At 69.5% G+C, this 19,904-nt stretch carries 16 protein-coding genes; 6 read left to right on the plus strand and 10 right to left on the minus strand.

The genetic code is table 11. The annotated features are described in order from the left end of the window. Positions 1–161: 161 nt before the first annotated feature. Positions 162–1,571 (minus strand): NAD(P)H-quinone dehydrogenase, encoded by a 1,410-nt coding sequence (locus QM619_RS17185; RefSeq protein ID WP_415111657.1) that lies wholly within the window; start codon positions 1,569–1,571, stop codon positions 162–164. A 51-nt stretch (positions 1,572–1,622) separates the two neighbouring features. Here QM619_RS17185 and QM619_RS17190 point away from each other — a divergent pair, with 51 nt between their 5' ends. Both QM619_RS17190 and QM619_RS17195 read left to right on the plus strand, forming a co-directional pair. Further along, the gene (locus QM619_RS17190) at positions 1,623–2,060 is read left to right on the plus strand and encodes a hypothetical protein (protein WP_415111626.1); all 438 of its coding nucleotides are present in this window, start codon (positions 1,623–1,625) and stop codon (positions 2,058–2,060) included. A gap of 16 nt (positions 2,061–2,076) precedes the next feature. Continuing rightward, a complete protein-coding gene (locus QM619_RS17195; protein WP_415111628.1) occupies positions 2,077–2,868 on the plus strand; it encodes a purine-nucleoside phosphorylase in 792 nt (263 codons plus the stop codon). Positions 2,869–3,085: 217 nt separating this feature from the next. Here the strand turns inward: QM619_RS17195 and metG are convergent, their stop codons facing one another. Beyond that, positions 3,086–4,873: a methionine--tRNA ligase gene (gene metG, locus QM619_RS17200; protein ID WP_415111630.1), complete on the minus strand. Its 1,788-nt coding sequence runs from the start codon at positions 4,871–4,873 to the stop codon at positions 3,086–3,088. A gap of 151 nt (positions 4,874–5,024) precedes the next feature. Between metG and QM619_RS17205 the strand changes: the two genes are divergently transcribed. Further along, on the plus strand, positions 5,025–6,245 hold the full coding sequence (locus tag QM619_RS17205) for an inorganic phosphate transporter (RefSeq protein WP_415111632.1): 1,221 nt from the start codon (positions 5,025–5,027) through the stop codon (positions 6,243–6,245). Continuing rightward, positions 6,245–6,526, plus strand: coding sequence for a hypothetical protein (locus QM619_RS17210; protein ID WP_415111634.1), 282 nt, complete (start codon positions 6,245–6,247; stop codon positions 6,524–6,526). Before QM619_RS17205 ends, QM619_RS17210 begins: the two co-directional genes overlap by 1 nt. Here QM619_RS17210 and QM619_RS17215 read toward each other — a convergent pair. Continuing rightward, positions 6,513–7,196, minus strand: a complete 684-nt coding sequence (locus QM619_RS17215; protein ID WP_415111636.1) for a YczE/YyaS/YitT family protein — start codon at positions 7,194–7,196, stop codon at positions 6,513–6,515. The two genes, QM619_RS17210 and QM619_RS17215, sit on opposite strands and share 14 nt — an antisense overlap. 61 nt (positions 7,197–7,257) lie before the next feature. Here QM619_RS17215 and QM619_RS17220 point away from each other — a divergent pair, with 61 nt between their 5' ends. Both QM619_RS17220 and QM619_RS17225 read left to right on the plus strand, forming a co-directional pair. Continuing rightward, a complete protein-coding gene (locus QM619_RS17220; RefSeq protein WP_415111638.1) occupies positions 7,258–7,440 on the plus strand; it encodes a hypothetical protein in 183 nt (60 codons plus the stop codon). Continuing rightward, positions 7,437–8,684: a PLP-dependent aminotransferase family protein gene (locus tag QM619_RS17225; protein ID WP_415111641.1), complete on the plus strand. Its 1,248-nt coding sequence runs from the start codon at positions 7,437–7,439 to the stop codon at positions 8,682–8,684. Before QM619_RS17220 ends, QM619_RS17225 begins: the two co-directional genes overlap by 4 nt. Positions 8,685–9,220: 536 nt before the next feature. Here QM619_RS17225 and QM619_RS17230 read toward each other — a convergent pair. From QM619_RS17230 to QM619_RS17260, 7 genes are all read right to left on the minus strand, one after another. After that, positions 9,221–9,964 (minus strand): GNAT family N-acetyltransferase, encoded by a 744-nt coding sequence (locus QM619_RS17230; protein WP_415111643.1) that lies wholly within the window; start codon positions 9,962–9,964, stop codon positions 9,221–9,223. Between the two features lie 215 nt (positions 9,965–10,179). Continuing rightward, positions 10,180–12,267 (minus strand): TIM-barrel domain-containing protein, encoded by a 2,088-nt coding sequence (locus QM619_RS17235; RefSeq protein WP_415111645.1) that lies wholly within the window; start codon positions 12,265–12,267, stop codon positions 10,180–10,182. Between the two features lies 1 nt (position 12,268). Next, entirely contained in the window at positions 12,269–13,282 is a 1,014-nt protein-coding gene (gene meaB / locus QM619_RS17240) for a methylmalonyl Co-A mutase-associated GTPase MeaB (RefSeq protein WP_415111647.1), read from the minus strand. A gap of 113 nt (positions 13,283–13,395) precedes the next feature. Beyond that, complete coding sequence (gene scpA, locus QM619_RS17245; RefSeq protein WP_415111649.1) at positions 13,396–15,585, minus strand: methylmalonyl-CoA mutase; 2,190 nt, start codon at positions 15,583–15,585, stop codon at positions 13,396–13,398. Then, entirely contained in the window at positions 15,582–17,429 is a 1,848-nt protein-coding gene (locus tag QM619_RS17250; protein WP_415111651.1) for a methylmalonyl-CoA mutase family protein, read from the minus strand. Before QM619_RS17250 ends, scpA begins: the two co-directional genes overlap by 4 nt. Positions 17,430–17,523: 94 nt before the next feature. Further along, complete coding sequence (locus tag QM619_RS17255) at positions 17,524–18,756, minus strand: aminoglycoside phosphotransferase family protein (RefSeq protein WP_415111653.1); 1,233 nt, start codon at positions 18,754–18,756, stop codon at positions 17,524–17,526. Positions 18,757–18,791: 35 nt separating this feature from the next. Further along, on the minus strand, positions 18,792–19,904 hold a 1,113-nt coding region (locus QM619_RS17260), incomplete at its 5' end, for a hemolysin family protein (protein WP_415111655.1).

Raw genomic sequence — 19,904 nt, forward strand, 5'->3', positions numbered from 1 at the left:
ACACGAAACGAAGCCCGGAACGATCCAAGAATCACGCCATCCGACAGTTGGAAGCGCTCGGCTACAACGTCACCCTCAAACCCGCCGAAGCCGCCTGACCCCTCACACGGCTTCTCTTCGAGTCAGCCGGGTCTGCCGAGCCGGGGCGCGGCGTCCGCGGTTCAGTGCGGCAGGGCCTGGTCGGTGGAGCGAACGTGCAGCCGGCGGGCCGCTTCGGCGATCGAGCCGCTGAGCGACGGGTAGACGGTGAAGCTCTCGGCCAGCTGGTCGACGGTGAGCTTCTCGCGGACCGCCAGCGACAGCGCCTCGATGAGTTCGCTGGCGATCGGGGCCACCACCACGCCGCCGATCACGATCCGGGTGGTGGGCAGGCAGAACACCTTCACGAAGCCGTCCGCGATCCCGCGCATCTTGGCTCGCGGATTGGTGTGCAGCGGCAGCATCACGGCCAACGCGTTGACCAGCCCGGCGTCCAGTTCGGCCTGGCCCACCCCGACGGTGGCGATCTCGGGCGCGGTGAAGACGTTGGCGGCGACGGTGCGCAGATCGAGCGGACCGACGGCGTCCCCGAGCGAATGCCACATGGCGATCCGGCCCTGCATCGCGGCGACGGACGCCAGCGCGAACACCCCGGTGCAGTCGCCTGCGGCGTAGACGCCGCGGGCGGTGGTGCGAGAGACCCGGTCGACGCTGAGGTAGCCGCGGCTGTCGGTAGCGATGCCGGCCTGCTCCAGCCCGATGCCGACCGTGTTCGGCGTGGAGCCGACCGCCATCAGGCAGTGCGATCCGGTGACGGTGCGGCCGTCGGCCAGCTCGACGACCACCTCGTCGCCGACCACCCGCGCCGCCTGTGCGCGGGACCGGGAGAGGATGGCCATGCCGCTGCGCTCGAACACCTGCTGGACGACGCGGCCGGCGTCGGCGTCCTCGCCGGGCAGCACCTGGTCGCGGGAACTGACCAGCACAACGTCCGCCCCGAGCGCGTTGTAGGCGCTGGCGAACTCGGCGCCGGTCACCCCCGAGCCGACCACGATCAGCCGCTCGGGCATCGCATCGAGGCCGTACAGCTGCGTCCAGGTCAGAATGCGTTCGCCGTCCGGACGCGCGTCGGGCAGTTCGCGCGGCGTGGTTCCGGTGGCGATCAGGATGATGTCGGCCTTCAGCCGCTCGTCACCGTCGGCGGTGGACGCGATGACGCATTCGGTGCCGTCCAGGCGTCCGGTGCCTTCGATCAGCCGGACGCCCTCGGCGCGCAGCCGGGTGCCGATGTCGTCGGACTGGGCGGCGGCGAGCCGCAGCACCCGCTCGTTGACGGCGGCCAGGTCGACCCGGAACGCCTTGGCCAGGTCGGCCGACCCGTCCAGCCGCAGGCCGAGCTCGTGGGCGCCGCGCAGCGTGGTCATCACCTCGGCGGTCGCGATCAGGGTCTTGGACGGCACCACGTCGGTGAGCACCGCCGAGCCGCCCAGGCCGCGTCGTTCGATCAGCGTCACCCGCCCGCCCAGCTGACTGGCCACCAACGCCGCCTCATAGCCGCCGGGGCCGCCGCCGACGATCACCACGTCCGTCACGAGCGGCATTCTTGCATCCGGACACGACAGAAGCCGCACTACGCTCGTCGGGTGTCCCGTGATCGTTCGCTGCTGACCCTTGGCGTGCTGTGCGGCCTGCTGGTGCTGGCGGCCGTTGCGATGATCGCGGTCGGGCTGCCCGAGCAGACCCTGCTGCAGCAGCGCCTGTTGCAGCTGTACTCGGTGCCATTGTCGGGCGCGCTGGCCCTGGCTGTCGTCCACCTCGCCGGACGGCTACCTGAGCTGAGCCGACCGACCAAGGTCGTGCTGGGGGTGTCCGTCGGCGCCTGCGTCGTGGGTGTCGCCGGGATGGCCGTCGGCCTGGTGGCCGGTCTCGACGCGCTGCTGCCGGCCGGGCAGGCGATCACCTGGCTCGGCCTCGGCTTCGCGCTGATCTGGCTGGTCGCCCAGCTGCCGCGCCGCACCGATCACCGGACTTTCGGACTCCGGCCGATCGACCCCGAGGACGACGAGAAGACAGCTGACTGACCAGTATCGTCAGGCCATGGACGATCCCTACCTCCTCGCCGATCAGGCCGCGGACGCCTTGCGAAGCCGTTTCGGCATCCACCGGATCGACGTCGCGCTGGTGCTCGGATCCGGGTGGGCGCAGGCGGCCGAGGGCCTCGGGGAGCCGGTCGGCGAATGCCCGCTGGACGAGTTGCCGGGCTTCTCGGCCCCGGTGGTCGCCGGCCACGGCGGAGCGATGCGACTGGTGCGGACGGCGTCCGGATCGTTGGCGGCGATCTTCACCGGACGCACCCACCTCTATGAGGGCCGCGGCGTCGCCCCGGTGGTGCACGGAGTGCGGACGGCGGCCGCCGCCGGCGCGTCCAGGCTGTTGCTCACCAACGGCTGCGGCGGCATCGCCCACCCGCCGGGCGTGCCGGTGCTGATCGCCGACCACATCAACCTGACCGGCGCGACACCGCTGGTCGGCCCTCGGTTCGTCGATCTGTCCCAGGTCTACAGCCCGCGGCTCCGGGCACTCGCCCAGCAGGTCGACCCGAGCCTGGAAGAAGGCGTCTACTGCCAATTCCACGGACCCTCCTACGAAACCCCCGCCGAGGTGCGCATGGCGAAGGCGATCGGCGGCACCCTGGTCGGCATGTCCACCGCTTTGGAGGCGATCGCCGCCCGCGAGGCCGGCCTGGACGTCCTGGGCATCTCGCTGGTCACCAACGCTGCCGCCGGGACGACGTCCAACCCCTTGTCGCACGCCGAAGTGGTCGAGGCCGGCCGGGTTGCCCAGCCACGGCTGCGCAGCCTGCTGGCGGGACTGCTCGAACGATTGTGAGCCCGCACCGGCCACCCACGAACGCGCTGCTCGTCCACGCGCTCAGGCCTGGCCGACGGCAGCGACGACTGCGACCGAACCTGGTCGGACGAGGTCGCCCTGATGCAACAGAGCAGCGGCCTCCGGATGGGCGAGACAACCTGGACCCGCGACGAGTTGCATCGGCGGGATCAGCTGCGTCCAAGTCAGGAACCCCTTCGTGTAGCGGGACGCCGGCTCAGCCGATCGGCGCCCATTCCGGACCGGTCTCGGCCAGCTTCGGATCGAGCTTGGTGAAGATCGGCGTCGGCTTCGCCAGCGGCGTCCCGACCGCGATCGGACGCGACTCCCAGACCGCCTGCTGGTTGACGTAGTCACCGCGCAGCACCGGGTAGGACGCCTCGGCGCCGGGCTCGGTCACCTCGACCAGTTCCGGCTGGGCCGCCCAGACGCCGTCGCCGCCGAGCGCCTCGAACACCTGCTGCGCGGCGTGCGGCAGCAGCGGGGTGAGCAGGGTGTTGCAGTCTTGCACCACCTGCAGCGCCACGTGCAGCACGGTGTCGCGCCGGGCCGGGTCGTCCTTCAGCTTCCAGGGCTGCTGATCGGAGAGGTACTTGTTGGCCAGGCCGACCACCCGCATCGCCTCGGTGGTGGCCAGCTTGAATTTGCACCGCCCCCAGGCGTCGCCGACCACCGCGTAGGCGTCCCGAGCGGCCTGCAGCAGCGCCTCGTCGGCGGCGGTCAGCTCGCCCGCGGCAGGGATCGCGCCGACACCTCTGTGGGCCATCGAGATCGACCGGTTGACCAGGTTGCCCCACTCGTTGGCCAGCTCGAAGTTGATCCGCCGGACGAACTCCTCCCAAGTGAAGTCGGTGTCGGAGTTCTCCGGACCGTTGACGGCGATGAAATAGCGCAGGGCGTCCGGGCCGAAGTCGCGCAGGAAGTCCCGCACGTAGATGACGTGTCCGCGCGAGGACGCCAGCTTCGAGCCCGACATGGTCAGGAATTCCGAGGAGACGATCTCGGTGGGCAGGTCGAGCAACCCGAACGCCGACGGCTCCCCGCCGCGGTCGCCCTGACCGTTGGCGCCGAGCAGGATGCCGGGCCAGATCACCGAGTGGAAGGTGATGTTGTCCTTGCCCATGAAGTAGTACGAGCGGGCCTCGTCGTTCTGCCACCAGCGGCGCCACGCCTCGGGGTCGCCCGACCGCTTGGCCCATTCGATGGACGCCGACAGGTAGCCGATCACCGCGTCGAACCAGACGTAGATCCGCTTCATCGCGGCGTCCTCCCAGCCCTCCAGCGGAATCGGCACCCCCCAGTCGAGGTCGCGGGTGATCGCCCGCGGACGCAGCTCGGCGAGCAGGTTCTCGCTGAACTTCAACACGTTCGGACGCCAGTCGGTGCGGGTGTCGAGCCACTCCCGCAGCGCCCCGGCCACCGCCGGCAGGTCGAGGAAGAAGTGTTCGGTCTCGATGAACTCGGGGGTCTCGCCGTTGATCCGGGAGCGCGGGTCGATCAGGTCGATCGGGTCGAGCTGGCGTCCGCAGTTGTCGCACTGGTCGCCGCGGGCACCGTCGAAGCCGCAGATCGGGCAGGTGCCCTCGATGTAGCGGTCGGGCAGCGTCCGTCCGGTGGACGGGCTGATCGCCCCCTGCTGCCGGCGCGCCACCACGTAGCCGTTGGCGTGCAGCGCCCGGAACAGTTCCTGGACGACGGCGCGGTGGTTGAGCGTGGTGGTGCGGGTGTACAGGTCGTAGCAGCAGCCGAGACCGGCCAGGTCCTCGGCGATCACCCGGTGGTATTTGTCGGCGGTCTGCCGCGGGGTGAGCCCTTCCCGGTCGGCCTGCACCTGGATCGCGGTGCCGTGCTCGTCGGTTCCCGAGACCATCAGCACGTCGTGGCCGGCCATCCGCATGTAGCGCGAGAAGACGTCCGAGGGGACGCCGAAGCCGGAGACGTGGCCGATGTGCCGCGGGCCGTTGGCATACGGCCAAGCCACCGCGGTCAGGATGGGAGAAGTCATGGTCGGCATCCTAAAGGTTCGGCACCCACAGCCCCGACCAGAGGCCCTCAGCAGCCATCGGTCGACTGGCGAACCCACGATTAACAAGGGGTTACAGGAGAGTCTCAAGCAACCGTTTCCACGGTGACGAGAATGTCCCTACGATGAACACGTGTCCCCCGAGTTCATACTCTTGGCGCTCGTGGTCGTCACGGCCCTGGCCTTCGACTTCACGAACGGATTTCATGACACGGCCAACGCAATGGCTGCGTCTATCGCCACAAAGGCGTTGACCCCCAAGACTGCGGTCGTGCTGTGCGCATCACTGAACCTCGTGGGTGCGTTACTGTCCGTCGAGGTCGCCCTCACGGTGACCAACGCGGTGATCAACCTGCAGAATGCGGACGGTTCGCCTCGTCCCGAACTGCTCGCGGACGGCGGCACCAAGCTGTTGCTGATCCTGCTGGCGGGACTGGCCGGGGCGATCATCTGGAACCTGGCCACCTGGCTGTGGGGCCTGCCGTCCAGTTCCTCGCACGCACTGTTCGGCGGCCTTGTCGGCGCCACCCTGGCCGGGCTCGGCTGGAGCGGAGTGAAGTGGATCGGCGAGGGCGACAAGGTCGACGGCGTGGTCGGCAAGGTGATCCTGCCGGGATTGATGTCGCCGGCGATCGCGATGATCGTGGCGCTGGTCGGCACCAGTCTGGTCTTCAAGGTGGCCGCCCGGCTTACCGAAAAGTACCGGACGCAGGGGTTCCGCTGGGGCCAGGTCGGCGCGGCCTCGCTGATGTCGCTGTCGCATGGCACCAACGACGCCCAGAAGACGATGGGCGTGATCACCCTGGCGCTGATCGCGTCGGGTCACTGGGACAGCACCCACGAGGTGCCGTTGTGGGTCAAGCTCGCCTGCGCGGTGACCATCGCGCTCGGCACCTATCTGGGCGGCTGGCGGATCATCCGCACCATGGGCAAGGGCCTGGTCGAGATCGAGCCGCCGCAGGGCATGAGCGCCGACATGGCGTCCGCCTCGGTGATCCTGGCCTCCAGCCAACTCGGCTTCGCACTGTCCACCACCCACGTGGCGACCGGCTCGATCCTCGGTTCGGGGGTCGGACGCCCCGGCGCCAAGGTCCGGTGGGCGGTGGCTGGACGGATGGCATCCGCCTGGCTGACCACGCTGCCGTCGGCGGCCGCCGTCGGCGCGGTCATGTTCCTGATCGGCAACGCGCTCGGGGCCGGCTTGGGCGCCAGCGTGGTCTTCCTGTTGCTGTGCGGCGCCGGCGGCTACATGTGGCTGCATTCCCGCCGGGAGCCGATCGGGCATCACAACGTGAACGACGACTGGGCGCCGGCGCCGAAGAACAAGCCGAACAAGGAAGAGGTGGGGGTCTGATGTGGCTCACTGCCCTCGATGACGGCTGGCGGATCCTGGTCGCCGGGCTGCTGCTCGGTGCCGGGCTACCCATTCTGTTCGCCCTCGGCGTGAAGTCGCTGGCCTGGGCCAACGGCGACCTGCCCGATCGCGCCCGCAACCCGCTGGGGCGGGTGTTCGCGATCGCGCTGTTCTCGGTCGTGCTGCTCGCCATCGTGCTGGGCATCAGCTACATCGTCGCGCACGGCTTCGGCTACACCCTCACCTTCGACGGCATACTGCCGTCCATCACCAAGCGCTGAGCCTTTCCTTATACCCCGAGGCTGGCGCGCGCTGCGGGACCAGCGCCCATGGCAGAAAGAACTGGGTGAGCGGCCCGATGGCCAGCGCGAACATCAGGGTGCCGAGGCCGGCGGTGCCGCCCAACGCCAGGCCGATCGCGAGCACCACGACCTCGATCAGTGAGCGGACCAGCCGCAGGCTGCGTCCGGTGCGCCGGGCCAGGCCGGTCATCAGCCCGTCCCGCGGACCACGCCCCAGCTGGGCGCCGATGTAGACCGCGCCGGCGATGCCGTTCAGCACCACGCCGGCCAGCATCAACGCGATCCGCGGCGCCCAGTCCTGCGGGGTCGGCAGCCAGGCCAGAGAGGCGTCCACGGACAGGCCGATGACGATCGCGTTGGCCAGGGTGCCGACGCCGGGCCGCTCGCCGACCGGCACCCAGAGCAGCAGGATGACGAAGCTGAGCGCGATGGTGATCTGACCGAAGCTGAGCGGCAGCCAATGGGTCAGGCCGACGCTAAGCACGTCCCAGGGCGCCACCCCGAGGTTACCGCGGATCATCAGCGCGATCGAGAAGCCGAACAGCACCAGCCCGATCAGCAGCTGCACCACGCGGCGCGGCAGCCGTCCGGTGCGCACCTGGCCCACCGGGCCGAGGTTGGAGATCTCGATCGGACGACTCGTGCTCACGGACACATCCTGATGACCCAATGGCCTTGTTTGAAAGAGCCAATCGTGACACGGTGGCCTGGTGAGTGGCACGATTCCCGTCGGCCGGCTGGCCACCCTGATCGGTCGTGTCCCGGCTCCGGCGTTCAGCGGGCTGGCGACCCGGTTGGCGTCCCTGATCGCCGACGGCCTGCTGCCGCTCGGTCAGCGCTGCCCAGCGAACGCGATCTGGCGGCGGCGCTCGGGCTCTCCCGGACGACGGTGACCAGGGCCTATGGCACCCTCCGCGAGGCCGGCTATGCAGTAGCCAGGCAGGGCTCCGGCACCTGGACGCAGGTCCCCGGCGGACACGCGCGAGGGCACGACCGGGCTCTGCTGCCCCAGCCCGACCGGGCGGCGGCGATCGACCTGAGCTGCGCCGCGCCGGCGTCCGTACCGGGCCTGGCCAGCGCCTATGCGGCCGCGGTCGCCGCCCTGCCGGCCTATCTCACCGGCCACGGCTACTTTCCGCTGGGGCTGCCGGAGCTGCGCGAGGCGATCGCCGCCCGATACCGGCACCGTGGGCTGCCGACCACGTCCGATCAGGTGCTGGTGACGTCCGGCGCGATCGCCGCCATCGCCGCCGCCGCGCACGCACTACTGGCGCCGGGCGACCGGACGCTGGTGGAGTCCCCGGTGTATCCGAACGCGGTGACCTCGTTGCGCCGGGCCGGGGCCCGTGTGGTGGCCGTCCCGGTCGATCCGGACGGCTGGGATCTGGACGCCGTGCAGGCCACCCTGCGGCAGGCGGCGCCGCGGGCGGCCTATCTGATCCCCGACTACCAGAATCCGACCGGGTTGATGATGGACGACGCCGGGCGCGCCCGGCTCGGGGCGGCACTGACCCGCACCCGGACCACCGCGATCGTCGACGAGAGCCACGCCGAACTGCGCCTCGACGACGGCCCGATCCCGCTGCCGCTGGCGGCACACAGTCCGTCGGCGATCACCATCGGCGGGTCGTCCAAGGCGTTCTGGGGTGGCCTGCGGGTCGGCTGGCTGCGGGTGCCGGACGGCCAGCAGGCCCGGTTCACCCAGGCCCGGCTGGGGCTCGATCTGGGCGCACCGATCCTGGAGCAACTGGTGCTGGCCGAACTGCTCACCGGCCCGGACGCCGACGCGACCCAGCAGCGCCGGCGGCTGCGGCAGCAGCGGGACGTCCTGGCCGGCGCGCTCGCGGCTCGACTGCCGGACTGGCGGTTCCGGCTGCCGGGCGGCGGACTGTCGCTGTGGTGCCGGCTCCCCCGGCCGGTCGCCGCCGCGCTGGCCGTCGAATGCGAGCGGCGTGGCCTGGTGATCACGCCCGGCTCGGTGTTCGCGCCCGAGGGCGGGCTGGCATCGTTCGTCCGGCTGCCCTACACCCGGTCCGCCGACGACCTGCTGGCGGCGGTCGAGATCGTGCATGCCGCCTGGACGGCACTGGACGAGCGCCGCGACGTAGCCGAACCGGTGCGGATCCTGATCGCCTGACCCAGCTGGCACTATATCGAGGGCTCCGCTGCCCTGGTGCAGATCGGCGATCTGCGCGGCACTCCGCATCTCAACCCGCTGCGGATCAACGCCGCCAAGCCCAGCCACGTGGTCTCACACGGCAGCACCACCGCGATCTTCGACGACGGCACGGGCACCGTCCAACTGCTGAAGAACTCCGACCTCGGCAAGGCGTCCGGCGTCCGCGACGATCCGCACGCTCAGCCCGTTCCTGGCGCACCACGGCGTCGCCATGCCGATCGAGAAGGGCCGGCTGGTGGAGACCGGCCCGTGAGCGCTCCGACCACGATCGACGTCGAGCCACTCGCTGTGAACGCCGCCGGACGGGTTCCGGCCACCAGCACTGAGTCGGGATACTCGGCAAGAGTCCGATATCGACACCACAGTGGTGCAGACGGCGACCCCGAACGACCGCACCACGCCTGCGCAGCTCGGTGCGCCCCCATCACTCTGGTGTCGATATCAGAGTGCGCCGTCGGTGCCCGGCTGAATCACATCACACTCGGATGTAGTCATCAGGCTGTCTCCACTGCCAGTTGCCGACAAAGATCCGGCGTCAGCCCGCTCACAACGACCGTCGCCGTCGGACGGACGAATTCCCGCGGCGTCACCGCGACGCGCTGCAACTCAATGCGCTGAGCGCCGTTCATCTCCACCTGAGTGCCGTCCAACCGGTAGCCGCAATGCCGGGAGACGGCCAGGGATGCCTTGTTGTCCACGCCGGCGCTGGACTCCGCACGCAAGGCGCCGAGATGGTCGAAGGCCAGGACGAGGATCATCTGTCGCATCAGAGTGCCGATGCCGCGGCCTTGGACGTCGAGACGTAGATACGACCCGGAGCTCACCACCCGGCGATTCTCAAAATCCCTGGCGTCGAGATCCTGGAAACCGACGAGCCGATCCCCCTCGAATACCCCGAACTGGAGCTTCCATTCCTCAGGTCTGATCCGCGCCCGCTGCGTCCAGACGAACTGCAACGAGTCGAGCCGTCGAGCCTCAGGATCTCGATCCCACCAGGCAAACACGTATGGCGCGTCCTTGTCGGCGAACAACCGCGACGAGATGAGTTCGGCATAGGCCGGCAGGTCCGAATCGCGAAGCAGCCGCAGCGTCAGATCGCCGGCCGTCACCGCGAGCCCCAACGGCGGATAGAGTTCGGCGAGTACGTCGTGCATGGACCGGAATCCTAGGGCAGAAGATTCGCTACGGTAGCGCTCGTGGAGTTGCGCAGGCTGGATTTCGATCGGACCTGCGACCACTGGTGGTGGCGTCCGGGATGGGACCGGGAGCACGGTTCCTGACCATCCGTCTCACCTTCGATGACGCCCCGGCTTGCATGCCGAGGCGCTGCGACATGCGCTGGCGCTCAACGCCATTCCGCAGGATCGGCGAGTTGACGCCGGCAGGAGTCGGCCGTCGCCGAGATCGTCGGCGTTGACGCGTCGGGATGGTTCCCACCGCACGTCTCGCTCGCCTACTTCAGCGGCGAGGCGGACGCCGACGCGATCATTGAGGCAGTGCTCGGCGCCCGCGATGTCAGGTAAGTGCGCAGTTCCTGCCCACCTGCGTCGCGGGCGAACACCGGAATGACGTCCATCGGCGCGTCCACCGCGATCTCCTGGCCGCCTTGGTGAACCTCCCCGGTCCACACGTTCGTCCAGCTGGCACCTCGCGGGAGATACACCGAGCGGGCTCGCGCGCCGGCGTCCAGGACGGGCGCGACCAGTAGATCGGGGCCGAACAGGAACTGGTCGGCGACGTCCCAGGTCCGCGGGTCGTCGGGGAACTCGTGGAACAGGCCCCTGAGCACGGGTTGTCCGTCGGTGTGGGCGTCCCGCATCAGGCTGCGCGTATAGGGCCGCAGCGCCTCGCGCATCCGGACGTAGCCGGCGAGCGTCTCGCCCAACTCCGCCCCGTAACTCCATAGTTCGTTCGGGGCCCCCGAGGCGAGGCGCGCGGTGCCGTCCGAGGCCTGGATCTGCTCGAACGGCTGCCGGTGTCCGTGCATTCGCATGACCGGGCTGAAGACGCCGAACTGGAACCAGCGCAGCAGCAGCTCGTGGAATTCCGGGTCGCGGACGTCGCCGCCGTGGAAGCCGCCGATGTCGGTGGTGAACCAGGGGATTCCGGCGATGCCCATGTGGATGCCGGCGACCACCTGTGCACGCAGATCGTCGAAGGTGGAATGGATGTCTCCCGACCAGACCAGCGCGCCGTAACGCTGGCTGCCGGCCCAGGCACAGCGCACCAGGTTCACCACCTCGTCCTGCCCGGCCGACCGCATTCCTTCGTAGAACGTGCGGGAGTACAGCTGCGGGTAGAGGTTCCCCACCTGGAGCACCGGGCCGGTGTGATAGCGGTACTGCTCGAAGTCGTACAGGCCGAATTCGGGTTCGGCGACGTCGAGCCAGAACGCCCGGACGCCCTGGTCCCAGTAGTTCTGCCGGCACAACTCCCAGAGCCGCTGCCGGGCGTCCGGATGGGTGACGTCCAGGAACATGCTCGGGCCCTGATAGCTCATCTGGATCGCGCTGCCGCGCTCGGAACGGACCAGGCAATTGCGTCCGCTGAACTCCTCGAAGTTCTCCGAGTCGACCGACACCTGCGGCCATACCGACACCATCAGCGTCACGCCCAGCTCGCCGAGTTCTTTCGCCATCGCGGCCGGGTCGGGCCAGAACTCGTCCTCGAAGCGGTAGTCGCCCATCGTCGGCCAATGGAAGAAGTCGATCACCAGGACGTCCAGCGGAATGCCGCGCCGCTGGTGCTCGCGGGCCACATCGAGGACCTGGTCCTGGTTCCAGTAGCGGAGCTTGCATTGCCAGTAGCCAAGGCCATATTCGGGCATCATCGGAACGTGCCCGGTGACATCCGCATAGGCACTCACGATCGCGTGCGGGGTGCTCCCGGCGGTGATCCAGTAGTCGAGCTGCTGGGTCGACTCGGCCACCCATTCGGTGCGGTTGCGTCCGAAAGTGGCCCGGCCCACCGCCGGGTTGTGCCAGAGAAATCCGTAGCCGAGGTTCGACATCAGGAACGGAACCGACGCCTGGGAATTGCGGTGCGCGAGCTCGAAGGTGCAGCCCTTGATGTCGAGAATGTCCTGCTGGTATTGCCCCATTCCGTAGAGCTTCTCCCCCGGCGACGCCTCGAACGCCGCGGTGAGCCGGTACGGGCCGCTGGGACGCGGATCGTAATGCCGGGCTCTCAACTTCAGGGCGCCGCCGTCCCCCAGTTCGCGAAGCAGCAGCTTTCCCTCGCCGTCGCGGTATTCGATCGAACAGGTGTGCCGCAGATAACCCACACCCTCGTCGTCGAAACTGCGAGCGCGAAGGATCGCGACAATGCCCCCATTGCGAATGGTCGCCGTATCGTCTTGGACGTCGACCGCGACGCCGGAAGCGTCGGCGTCCGCCGGCAGCAGCGCCCAGTCGGTGTCGGCGATCTCGCCGGAAAGGGCCGCGCGGACGCGGAGGCTGTTCGCTCCCCAGGGCTCGACCCGGATCGTCTCGCCGTCACCGGTCCAGGTGAGGATGCTGCCGTCGGTAAGGAACCGTGCCATGTCAGCGTCCGGCGTCCGGCCAGAGCACCGGGACGTCGGCGACGAACGCCCGGACGAATTCCTCGGCGCCCTCCAGCGCCGAGAGCTCGTTGCCGGCGATGGCGGCCTCGATGCCGTCGCGCGCGGCCCGTACCCGCGGCGACGAGCGGACGCCGTCCAGCACCTCGCCCTCGACCAGCGACCACAGCCACTCGATCTGCTGCCGGGCCCGTCTCGGCTCCAGCCCGCCGTTCGACTCCAGATAGGCACGATGGTCGAGGACGGCCTGCCACACCTCGTCCAGGCCCTTGCCGGTGAGCGCCGAACTGGTCAGCACCGGCGGACGGCGGGCGTGCGGATCGGAACTGATCAGCTTCATCGCGATGGTCAGCTCGCGCGCCGTCACCCGTGCTTCGCCCTCGTGGTCGCCGTCGGCCTTGTTGACCGCGATCACATCGGCCATCTCGAGGATGCCGCGCTTGATGCCCTGCAACTGGTCGCCGGCCCGTGCCAGCGCGATCAGCAGGAAGGTGTCCACCATGCCGGCGACAGCCACCTCGGACTGCCCCACCCCGACGGTCTCGACCAGCACCACGTCGAAGCCGGCGGCCTCCATCACGATCATCGACTCCCGTGTCGCCCTCGCCACGCCACCCAGATGCCCACCGGACGGCGACGGCCGCACGTAGGCACTGTCGGACGCCGCGAGCGCTGCCATCCGCGTCCGATCGCCAAGGATCGACCCACCGGTCCGCGATGACGACGGATCGACGGCCAGCACCGCGATCCGGTGCCCGTCGTCGATCAGCCGGACGCCGAGCGCGTCGATGAAGGTCGATTTGCCCGCACCGGGCACGCCGCTGATGCCGACCCGCACCGACCGTCCGCTGTGCGGTGCGAGCAGCCGCAGCAACTCCTTGGCCCGCTCCCGATGGTCTGGACGCGACGACTCCAACAAGGTGATCGACCGCGCGATATGCGACCGCGACCCCTCCCGGACCCGCCCGGCCAACTCCTCGGGACTCAACCTGCGCATCTCGTCACCTCTCGCACCTGGGGGACGGTTCTCGAGCGTTCGACTTTCGCATCTTGGGGACGGTTCTTCGACGTTCGAATTTCGAACGTCGAAGAACCGTCCCCACCGGCACGTCAGTCCTCATCGAGGCGGTCCAGCAGCTTGTGCAGCAACTCGACGGCGGCCACCGGGATCACCGTGCCGGGCGGGTAGATCGCGTCGGCGCCGGCGGCCCGCAGCTCGTCGAAGTCCTGGGCCGGGATGACGCCGCCGACCACGATCATCATGTCGTCGCGGCCCAGGGCGTCCAGCTCGGTGCGCAGCGCGGGCACCAGAGTCAGGTGACCGGCGGCCAGCGACGAGACGCCGACGACATGGACGTCGGCCTCCACCGCCTGCCGGGCCACCTCACCGGGGGTCTGGAACAGCGGACCGACATCGACGTCGAAGCCGAGGTCGGCGAAGGCGGTGGAGATCACCTTCTGGCCGCGGTCGTGGCCGTCCTGGCCCATCTTGGCGACCAGGATGCGCGGACGCCGGCCCTCGACCTTCTCGAACTCGGCAACCAGCTGCCGGACCTCCTCGACCCCTCGGGATTCCCCGGTCTCGCTGCGATACACGCCACTGATGGTACGGATCTGCGCGGTGAACCGGCCGAACCGCGACTCCAGCGCGCTGGAGATCTCACCGACGGACGCCTGCGCGCGGGCCGCGTCGATGCTCAGCTTCAGCAGATTGCGGTCCGGGTCGCTCGGATCCGGGTTGGCCGCCGCCCAGGTGAGCCGGCCCAGCGCCGCCTGGACGGCCTCGGGATCACGCTCGGCCCGCAGCCGATCCAGCTTGGCGAGCTGCTCGGCACGCACCGATTTGTTGTCGATCTTCAACACCTCGGGCGGCTCATCGTTCTCGACAAGGTATTTGTTGACGCCGATCAGCGGCTGGCGTCCGGAATCGATCCGGGCCTGCGTGCGGGCGGCGGCCTCTTCGATGCGCATCTTGGGGATGCCGGCCTCGATCGCCTTCGCCATGCCACCGGCGGCCTCCACCTCTTGGATCAAACCCCAGGCCTTCTTCGCCAAGTCGTAGGTGAGCCGCTCCACGTAGGCCGAGCCGGCCCACGGGTCGACCACCCGGCACGTGCCCGACTCCTGCTGAATGAACAGCTGGGTGTTGCGGGCGATCCGGGCCGAAAAGTCGGTCGGCAACGCGATCGCCTCGTCCAGCGCGTTGGTGTGCAGCGACTGGGTGTGGCCCTGGGTAGCCGCCATCGCCTCCAGGCAGGTGCGGGCGACGTTGTTGAACACGTCCTGGGCGGTCAGCGACCAGCCGGACGTCTGTGAATGCGTCCGCAGTGACATCGACTTGGGATTCTTTGGGCCGAAATCGCGGACCAGCTTCGCCCACAGCATCCGGGCGGCCCTGAATTTGGCGACCTCCATGAAGAAGTTCATCCCGACCGCCCAGAAGAACGACAATCGCGGCGCGAACTGGTCGACCTTCAAGCCGACGGATTCACCGGCCCGAATGTATTCGACGCCGTCGGCCAGCGTATAGGCCATCTCGATGTCAGCGGTCGCCCCGGCCTCCTGCATGTGGTAGCCGGAGATCGAGATCGAGTTGAATTTGGGCATGTTCGCCGAGGTGAACGCGAAGATGTCGGAGATGATCCGCATCGACGGCGCCGGCGGATAGATGTAGGTGTTGCGGACCATGAACTCCTTGAGAATGTCGTTCTGGATGGTCCCCGCCAGTTGCGCCGGCTGCACACCCTGCTCCTCGGCGGCCACCACGTAGAGCGCCAGCACCGGCAGCACCGCGCCGTTCATCGTCATCGACACGCTCATCTGGTCGAGCGGAATACCAGCGAACAACTGCCGCATGTCCAGGATCGAATCGACCGCGACGCCAGCCATTCCCACGTCACCGGTGACCCGCGGATGGTCGGAGTCGTAGCCGCGGTGGGTGGCCAGGTCGAATGCGATCGACAGGCCCTTCTGGCCGGCCGCCAGATTGCGCCGATAGAACGCGTTGGACTCCTCCGCGGTGGAAAATCCGGCGTATTGCCGGATCGTCCACGGCTGATTCACATACATGGTGGCGTACGGTCCACGTAGGAACGGCGGAATGCCCGGGTAGGTGGTCAGAAAATCCAGACCATCATACGCCGTCGAGTCATAGACCGGCGGCACCAGAATGCTCTCGGGGGTCTGCCAGCATTTGCTGTACGAGGGCTCCTGATCGATCAGCGTCTCCCATTGTTGCGCGGAATCCGCCGGGGACTGCGCGTCGCCCAGCTCGATCGTGTCGAAACGCGGAATGCTCACCGGTCCACTCCCAACTCGTCCAGGATGCCGGCCAGGAAGCCGGCGACGTCCATGCCGTCGAAGATCTCTCCGTCGATGACCTCGGCGGCGTTGTCGGCGCCGGTTTCGGTGCGGTGTCCGGCGATCAGCACGGTGGCCACCCCGGCGTCCTTCAATGCGGCGGCGACCTCGACTGCCTGCGCCGCATACACCCGTGCCGACGAACACAGGATCACAATGCGCGCCTCGGCGGCCGTCACCTGCGCGACGATCTCGGACGCCGTCCCGCCCTCGCTGGACGGGTGCCCGACGCCGGCGACCTGCAACACATTGGCAGTGAATTGCTCGCGCGGCCCGAAGTCGCGCCGGGCGCCCAGGCAGGCCAGGAACACCTGCGGCGTGGGATCCGCGGCGGCGACCCGGTCGCGCAGTGCCTCGAACACCTCGCTGTCCCGGCGAGGCGTCAGCCCGCCGAACACCGGACGCGCCGGCCGCGGCCGGACGTCCAACGGCTGCTCGTTGACACCGGGGAACATCGACACCCCGGTGATCGGCTGCCGCCGGTTGGCCAGCCGGACGCCGCGCGCGGCGACAGTGGCGTCGATCCACTCGGCCACCCGTCCGTCGGCCAGCGCCGCGGCCATGCCGCCGGCCGCCTCGATCTCGCCGAACCGGGCCCAGGCCCGTCCGGCCAGCTGATCGGTGAGGCTTTCGACGTACCAGGAGCCGCCGGCCGGGTCGGCGACCCGGCCCAGATTCGACTCCTCGGCGGCCAGCAGCTGAATATTGCGCGCCATCCGGCGGGAGAAGTCGGTGGGCAGCCCCCATGCGGTGTCGTGCGGCAGCACGGTGATCGACTCGGCGCCGCCAACGGACGCCGCGAAGGTCGCGATGGTGCCGCGCAGCAGATTCACCCACGGATCGTCGCGAGTGATCATCCGCCACGAGGCGACGGCCAGCTGGACGGCGCCGCGCCGCTCGGCAGGCACCCCGCTGACCTCGCCGACCCGCGCCCAGAGCCGGCGCAGCGCGCGCAGCCGGGCGATGGTCATGAACTGGTCGGCGTTCGCCGGTACCCGGAACGCGATGGTTCCGAAGGCGTCCGCCGGCGCGATGCCAGCCGCCTCCAGGTCGCGCAGGTACTCCACGCCGGTGGCGATCGCGAAGGCCAGGACATCGACGTCCCCCGCCCCGGCGTCGTCGTAGACCAGGGAGTCGACCGCGATCGCCCGCGCCTTGGGGAACTCGGCGAGCGTCGTGCCGACCCAGTCCCGCTGCGGCCCGAACGCGGGCGCCTCCCCGGTCAGCGCGGCGTGCCCCAGGGCGTCCAGACCGAGCGACCCGCCCACCTCGGCGGCCTTGCCGCTGGCCCGCCAGAAGTCGGCCAGCACCGCCGCCGCGGCGGCCTGATCGGTGCGGCTGCTCACCCGCAGCGGGGCCAGCTCGGGCAACACCCCGGCCAGGACGCCGGCGACGTCGGCGGCCGCGATGGCGTCCGGATCGACCCGCAGCCACAGCGAGGCGGCGCCGCGAGCCAGGTCGGCCAGCACCGCCGCGTTGCTGAAGCCGACGTCCGGGTCCTCGTGCAGCTGGGTGATGTCCCAGGCATGGATGCTCCCGGTGCGCAGCGAGGTGCCGCGGGTGAACGGCGTCACCCCAGGATGGCCGAGATCGCGGTCGTCACGGGTGTAGAGCGGGTCGATGACGAGGCCGTCCACGGTCGTCGTGGTGAGCCGCTTCATCGCCTGCTCGATGGAGAGTTCCTTGCCCTCGGGACGGCGCCGGTTGAGCACCCGCAGCACCTCAGCCTCCCAGTCCTGGCGGCTCGGCGCGACGAAGTCGCCGGCCAGGGTCAATTCGGTCATACTACGGAGCGTAGTACTCGTTCCTCGATCGTGGCGATAGGCCTGCAGAAAGGCCCGGGTGTCGAGCCACACGGTCTCGTGGTGCGAAATGCCGTCAGCTGACCTGGCGCACCAGCGCCTCGGCCGACGCGATCATCCGCAGCGTCTCCCATTCCCAGTCGGGTTCCTGCCCGCGGAACGGGCCGGTGGCCAGCGAGATGATCACCGCGGCGGCCCGCAGCCGCAGTTCGGTCGGGTCGACCCGGGTGTCGAACACCGGCACCCAGGCCCGGATCAGCCGGTGCAGCCGGGCCTCCTGCGCGGGACTCATCCGTTGAATGGTGGACAGGTGCGCGATCAGGCAGGCCAGATCGTCCGCGCGGCGTCCGGGGCCGACCGTGTCCACGTCCAGGACGCCGACGATCCGGCCGCCGGCCACATGCACCTGACCCTCATGGAAGTCGCCGTGGGTGGGCTCGTTGCCGAGCGGGATCGAGCCCAGCCCGGCGATGATCTGCTCGGTCAGCCAGGCGAGCTTGTCGGTCGCCGCCGGCACCGCGGCGGCCACCATCTGGGCGTAGTGCTCGACGGCGTCCGACCAGGGCGGCCGGCGGTCCAGCTGGGTCACGCTCATCGGCATCGCGTCGAGCAGATGGATCAGCTGTTCGGCGGTGCACGGGTCGTCGGTGTCGAAGACGGCCTTGGCCAGCGGCCGTCCGGGCAGGTTGCGCAGCAGCAGCAACGCGTCGGACGTCGTGGCGGCCACCTGGGGCGCCGGGACGCCGGCCGCCAGCAGCACTTCGTGCCGCCGGACGACGTCGCGGAAGACCCGCTCGCGGAGCACCTTGCAGTACAGCGTCGTCGGCTGCGCTTCGGACGACCCGGCCACCTCGATCCGCAGCACGGCCCGGCGCCGCGGCCGGTAGCCGATCATCCGCAGCCGCACCTCGGGCGCGGCCACCGCACGCCCCAGCACGTCGTGCTCGGTGAGGATCTCGGCCATCCGCTCGGTGTAGGCGGCGCGGGCCAGTCCGGGCAGGTCGGGGTCGTTGGGGTAGATCCAGACGGCCACTTCCCGGTCGCCGTCGGCGAAGATCTCAGCCCGGCTGTCGGACGGCGCGAGTCCCCCGGCACGGGCGCTCACCCCGAGCAGCTCGTCCCGTTCCCCGTAGGGCCACGCCACGGACGCCGAGAAGGTCGCGGTCGTCGACTGCCGCGGGTTGGCGTCGACATGATCGAGGGCCCAGTTGAGCAGCGTCCCCCCGGCATGCGCGACCGCGGCGCGCAGCAACTCGCCGACCTCGGGCGAGGTCAACAGCCGGGAACCGTCCGGATCCTGCTCGGGCACCGCCCACCTCCTTGTCCGGACGCGTTTGAGGTAGGCTACTCAGCCACGGTCACGGTGCCCAGCCGACGCAGCCGGAGTCGGGCGGCGCGGCGTCCGTCGAGTTCGGAAACGGTGAATTCGAAACGCTCCGGGCCGGCCTCGGACGCCCCGACCGGATCGAGTGTCACCTCGATGACGTCGCCCAGTTCGGGCAGGTGCCCCAGGTGCGCCATCACGAAGCCGGCGACGGTGTCGTAGGGCCCCTCGGGCAGCACGTAGCCGTGGTCTTCGCCGAACTCTTCGAGGGTCTCCAGGCCGTCCACATCGGCGCCGGACGGCGAATCGGAGTCCTCGGCGGGCCCGTCGAACTCGTCGGAGATGTCGCCGACCAGCTCTTCGACCAGGTCCTCCATGGTGACGATGCCGGCGGTGCCACCGTACTCGTCCCGGACGATGACCAGGTGGGCGTTCGCCGCGCGCATCTCAGAGAGCGCCCGGAGCATCTTCATGGTGTGCGGCAGCGACACCACCGGCCGGACCAGCTGGCTCACCGGGGCGTTGCGGGCCGCCGGGTCGAGGTCGAACAGGTCACGGACGTGGACGAAGCCGAGCACGTCGTCGACGTCCTCGCCGATCACCGGGTAGCGGCTGTGCGGATGCCCCTGAAAGGCGCGAATCGCCTTGTGGGCAGGCACATCGCCGGACAGGAAGTCGACCTCGGTGCGGGGCACCATCGCCTCGCGCAAACTGACCTGGCCGGCGGCGAACACCTCGTCGACGATCTGCCGCTCCTCGTCGCCCAGAGTGGACGACGACGTCACCATGGCCCGCAGCTCTTCGTCGGTGACCTCTTCACGGGACGCCTTCGGGTCGCCGCCCAGCACCCGGACCAGCGCGTTGGTGGAGACCCCCAGGAACCAGATCACCGGACGGGTGATGGTCGCGATCGCGTTCACCAGCGGGGCCAACCCCATCGCGAAGTTCTCCGCGCTCTGCATCGCCAGCCGTTTCGCGGTGAGCTCGCCGATCACGATCGAGAAGTAGGAGATGATCACCGTGATCGCCACCAGGGAGAGCGGTCCGGCGACGTTCTCGTGCACCCCCCAGCCGATCAGCACCTGCGACAGCGGCTCTTCCAGGGTCGCGCCGCCGCAGGCGGCCGACAGGAA

This window comes from Micropruina sp. (assembly GCF_047606665.1).
Taxonomy (GTDB): domain Bacteria; phylum Actinomycetota; class Actinomycetes; order Propionibacteriales; family Propionibacteriaceae; genus Micropruina.

What these genes read in the sequence shown, in the direction of transcription:
- metG (WP_415111630.1), bottom strand. Translation starts at nt 4,873, where the DNA reads ATGACTTCTCCCATCCTGACCGCGGTGGCTTGGCCGTATGCCAACGGC.
- QM619_RS17210 (WP_415111634.1), top strand. Translation starts at nt 6,245, where the DNA reads ATGTGGCTCACTGCCCTCGATGACGGCTGGCGGATCCTGGTCGCCGGG.
- meaB (WP_415111647.1), bottom strand. Translation starts at nt 13,282, where the DNA reads ATGCGCAGGTTGAGTCCCGAGGAGTTGGCCGGGCGGGTCCGGGAGGGG.
- QM619_RS17235 (WP_415111645.1), bottom strand. Translation starts at nt 12,267, where the DNA reads ATGGCACGGTTCCTTACCGACGGCAGCATCCTCACCTGGACCGGTGAC.
- QM619_RS17250 (WP_415111651.1), bottom strand. Translation starts at nt 17,429, where the DNA reads ATGACCGAATTGACCCTGGCCGGCGACTTCGTCGCGCCGAGCCGCCAG.
- QM619_RS17195 (WP_415111628.1), top strand. Translation starts at nt 2,077, where the DNA reads ATGGACGATCCCTACCTCCTCGCCGATCAGGCCGCGGACGCCTTGCGA.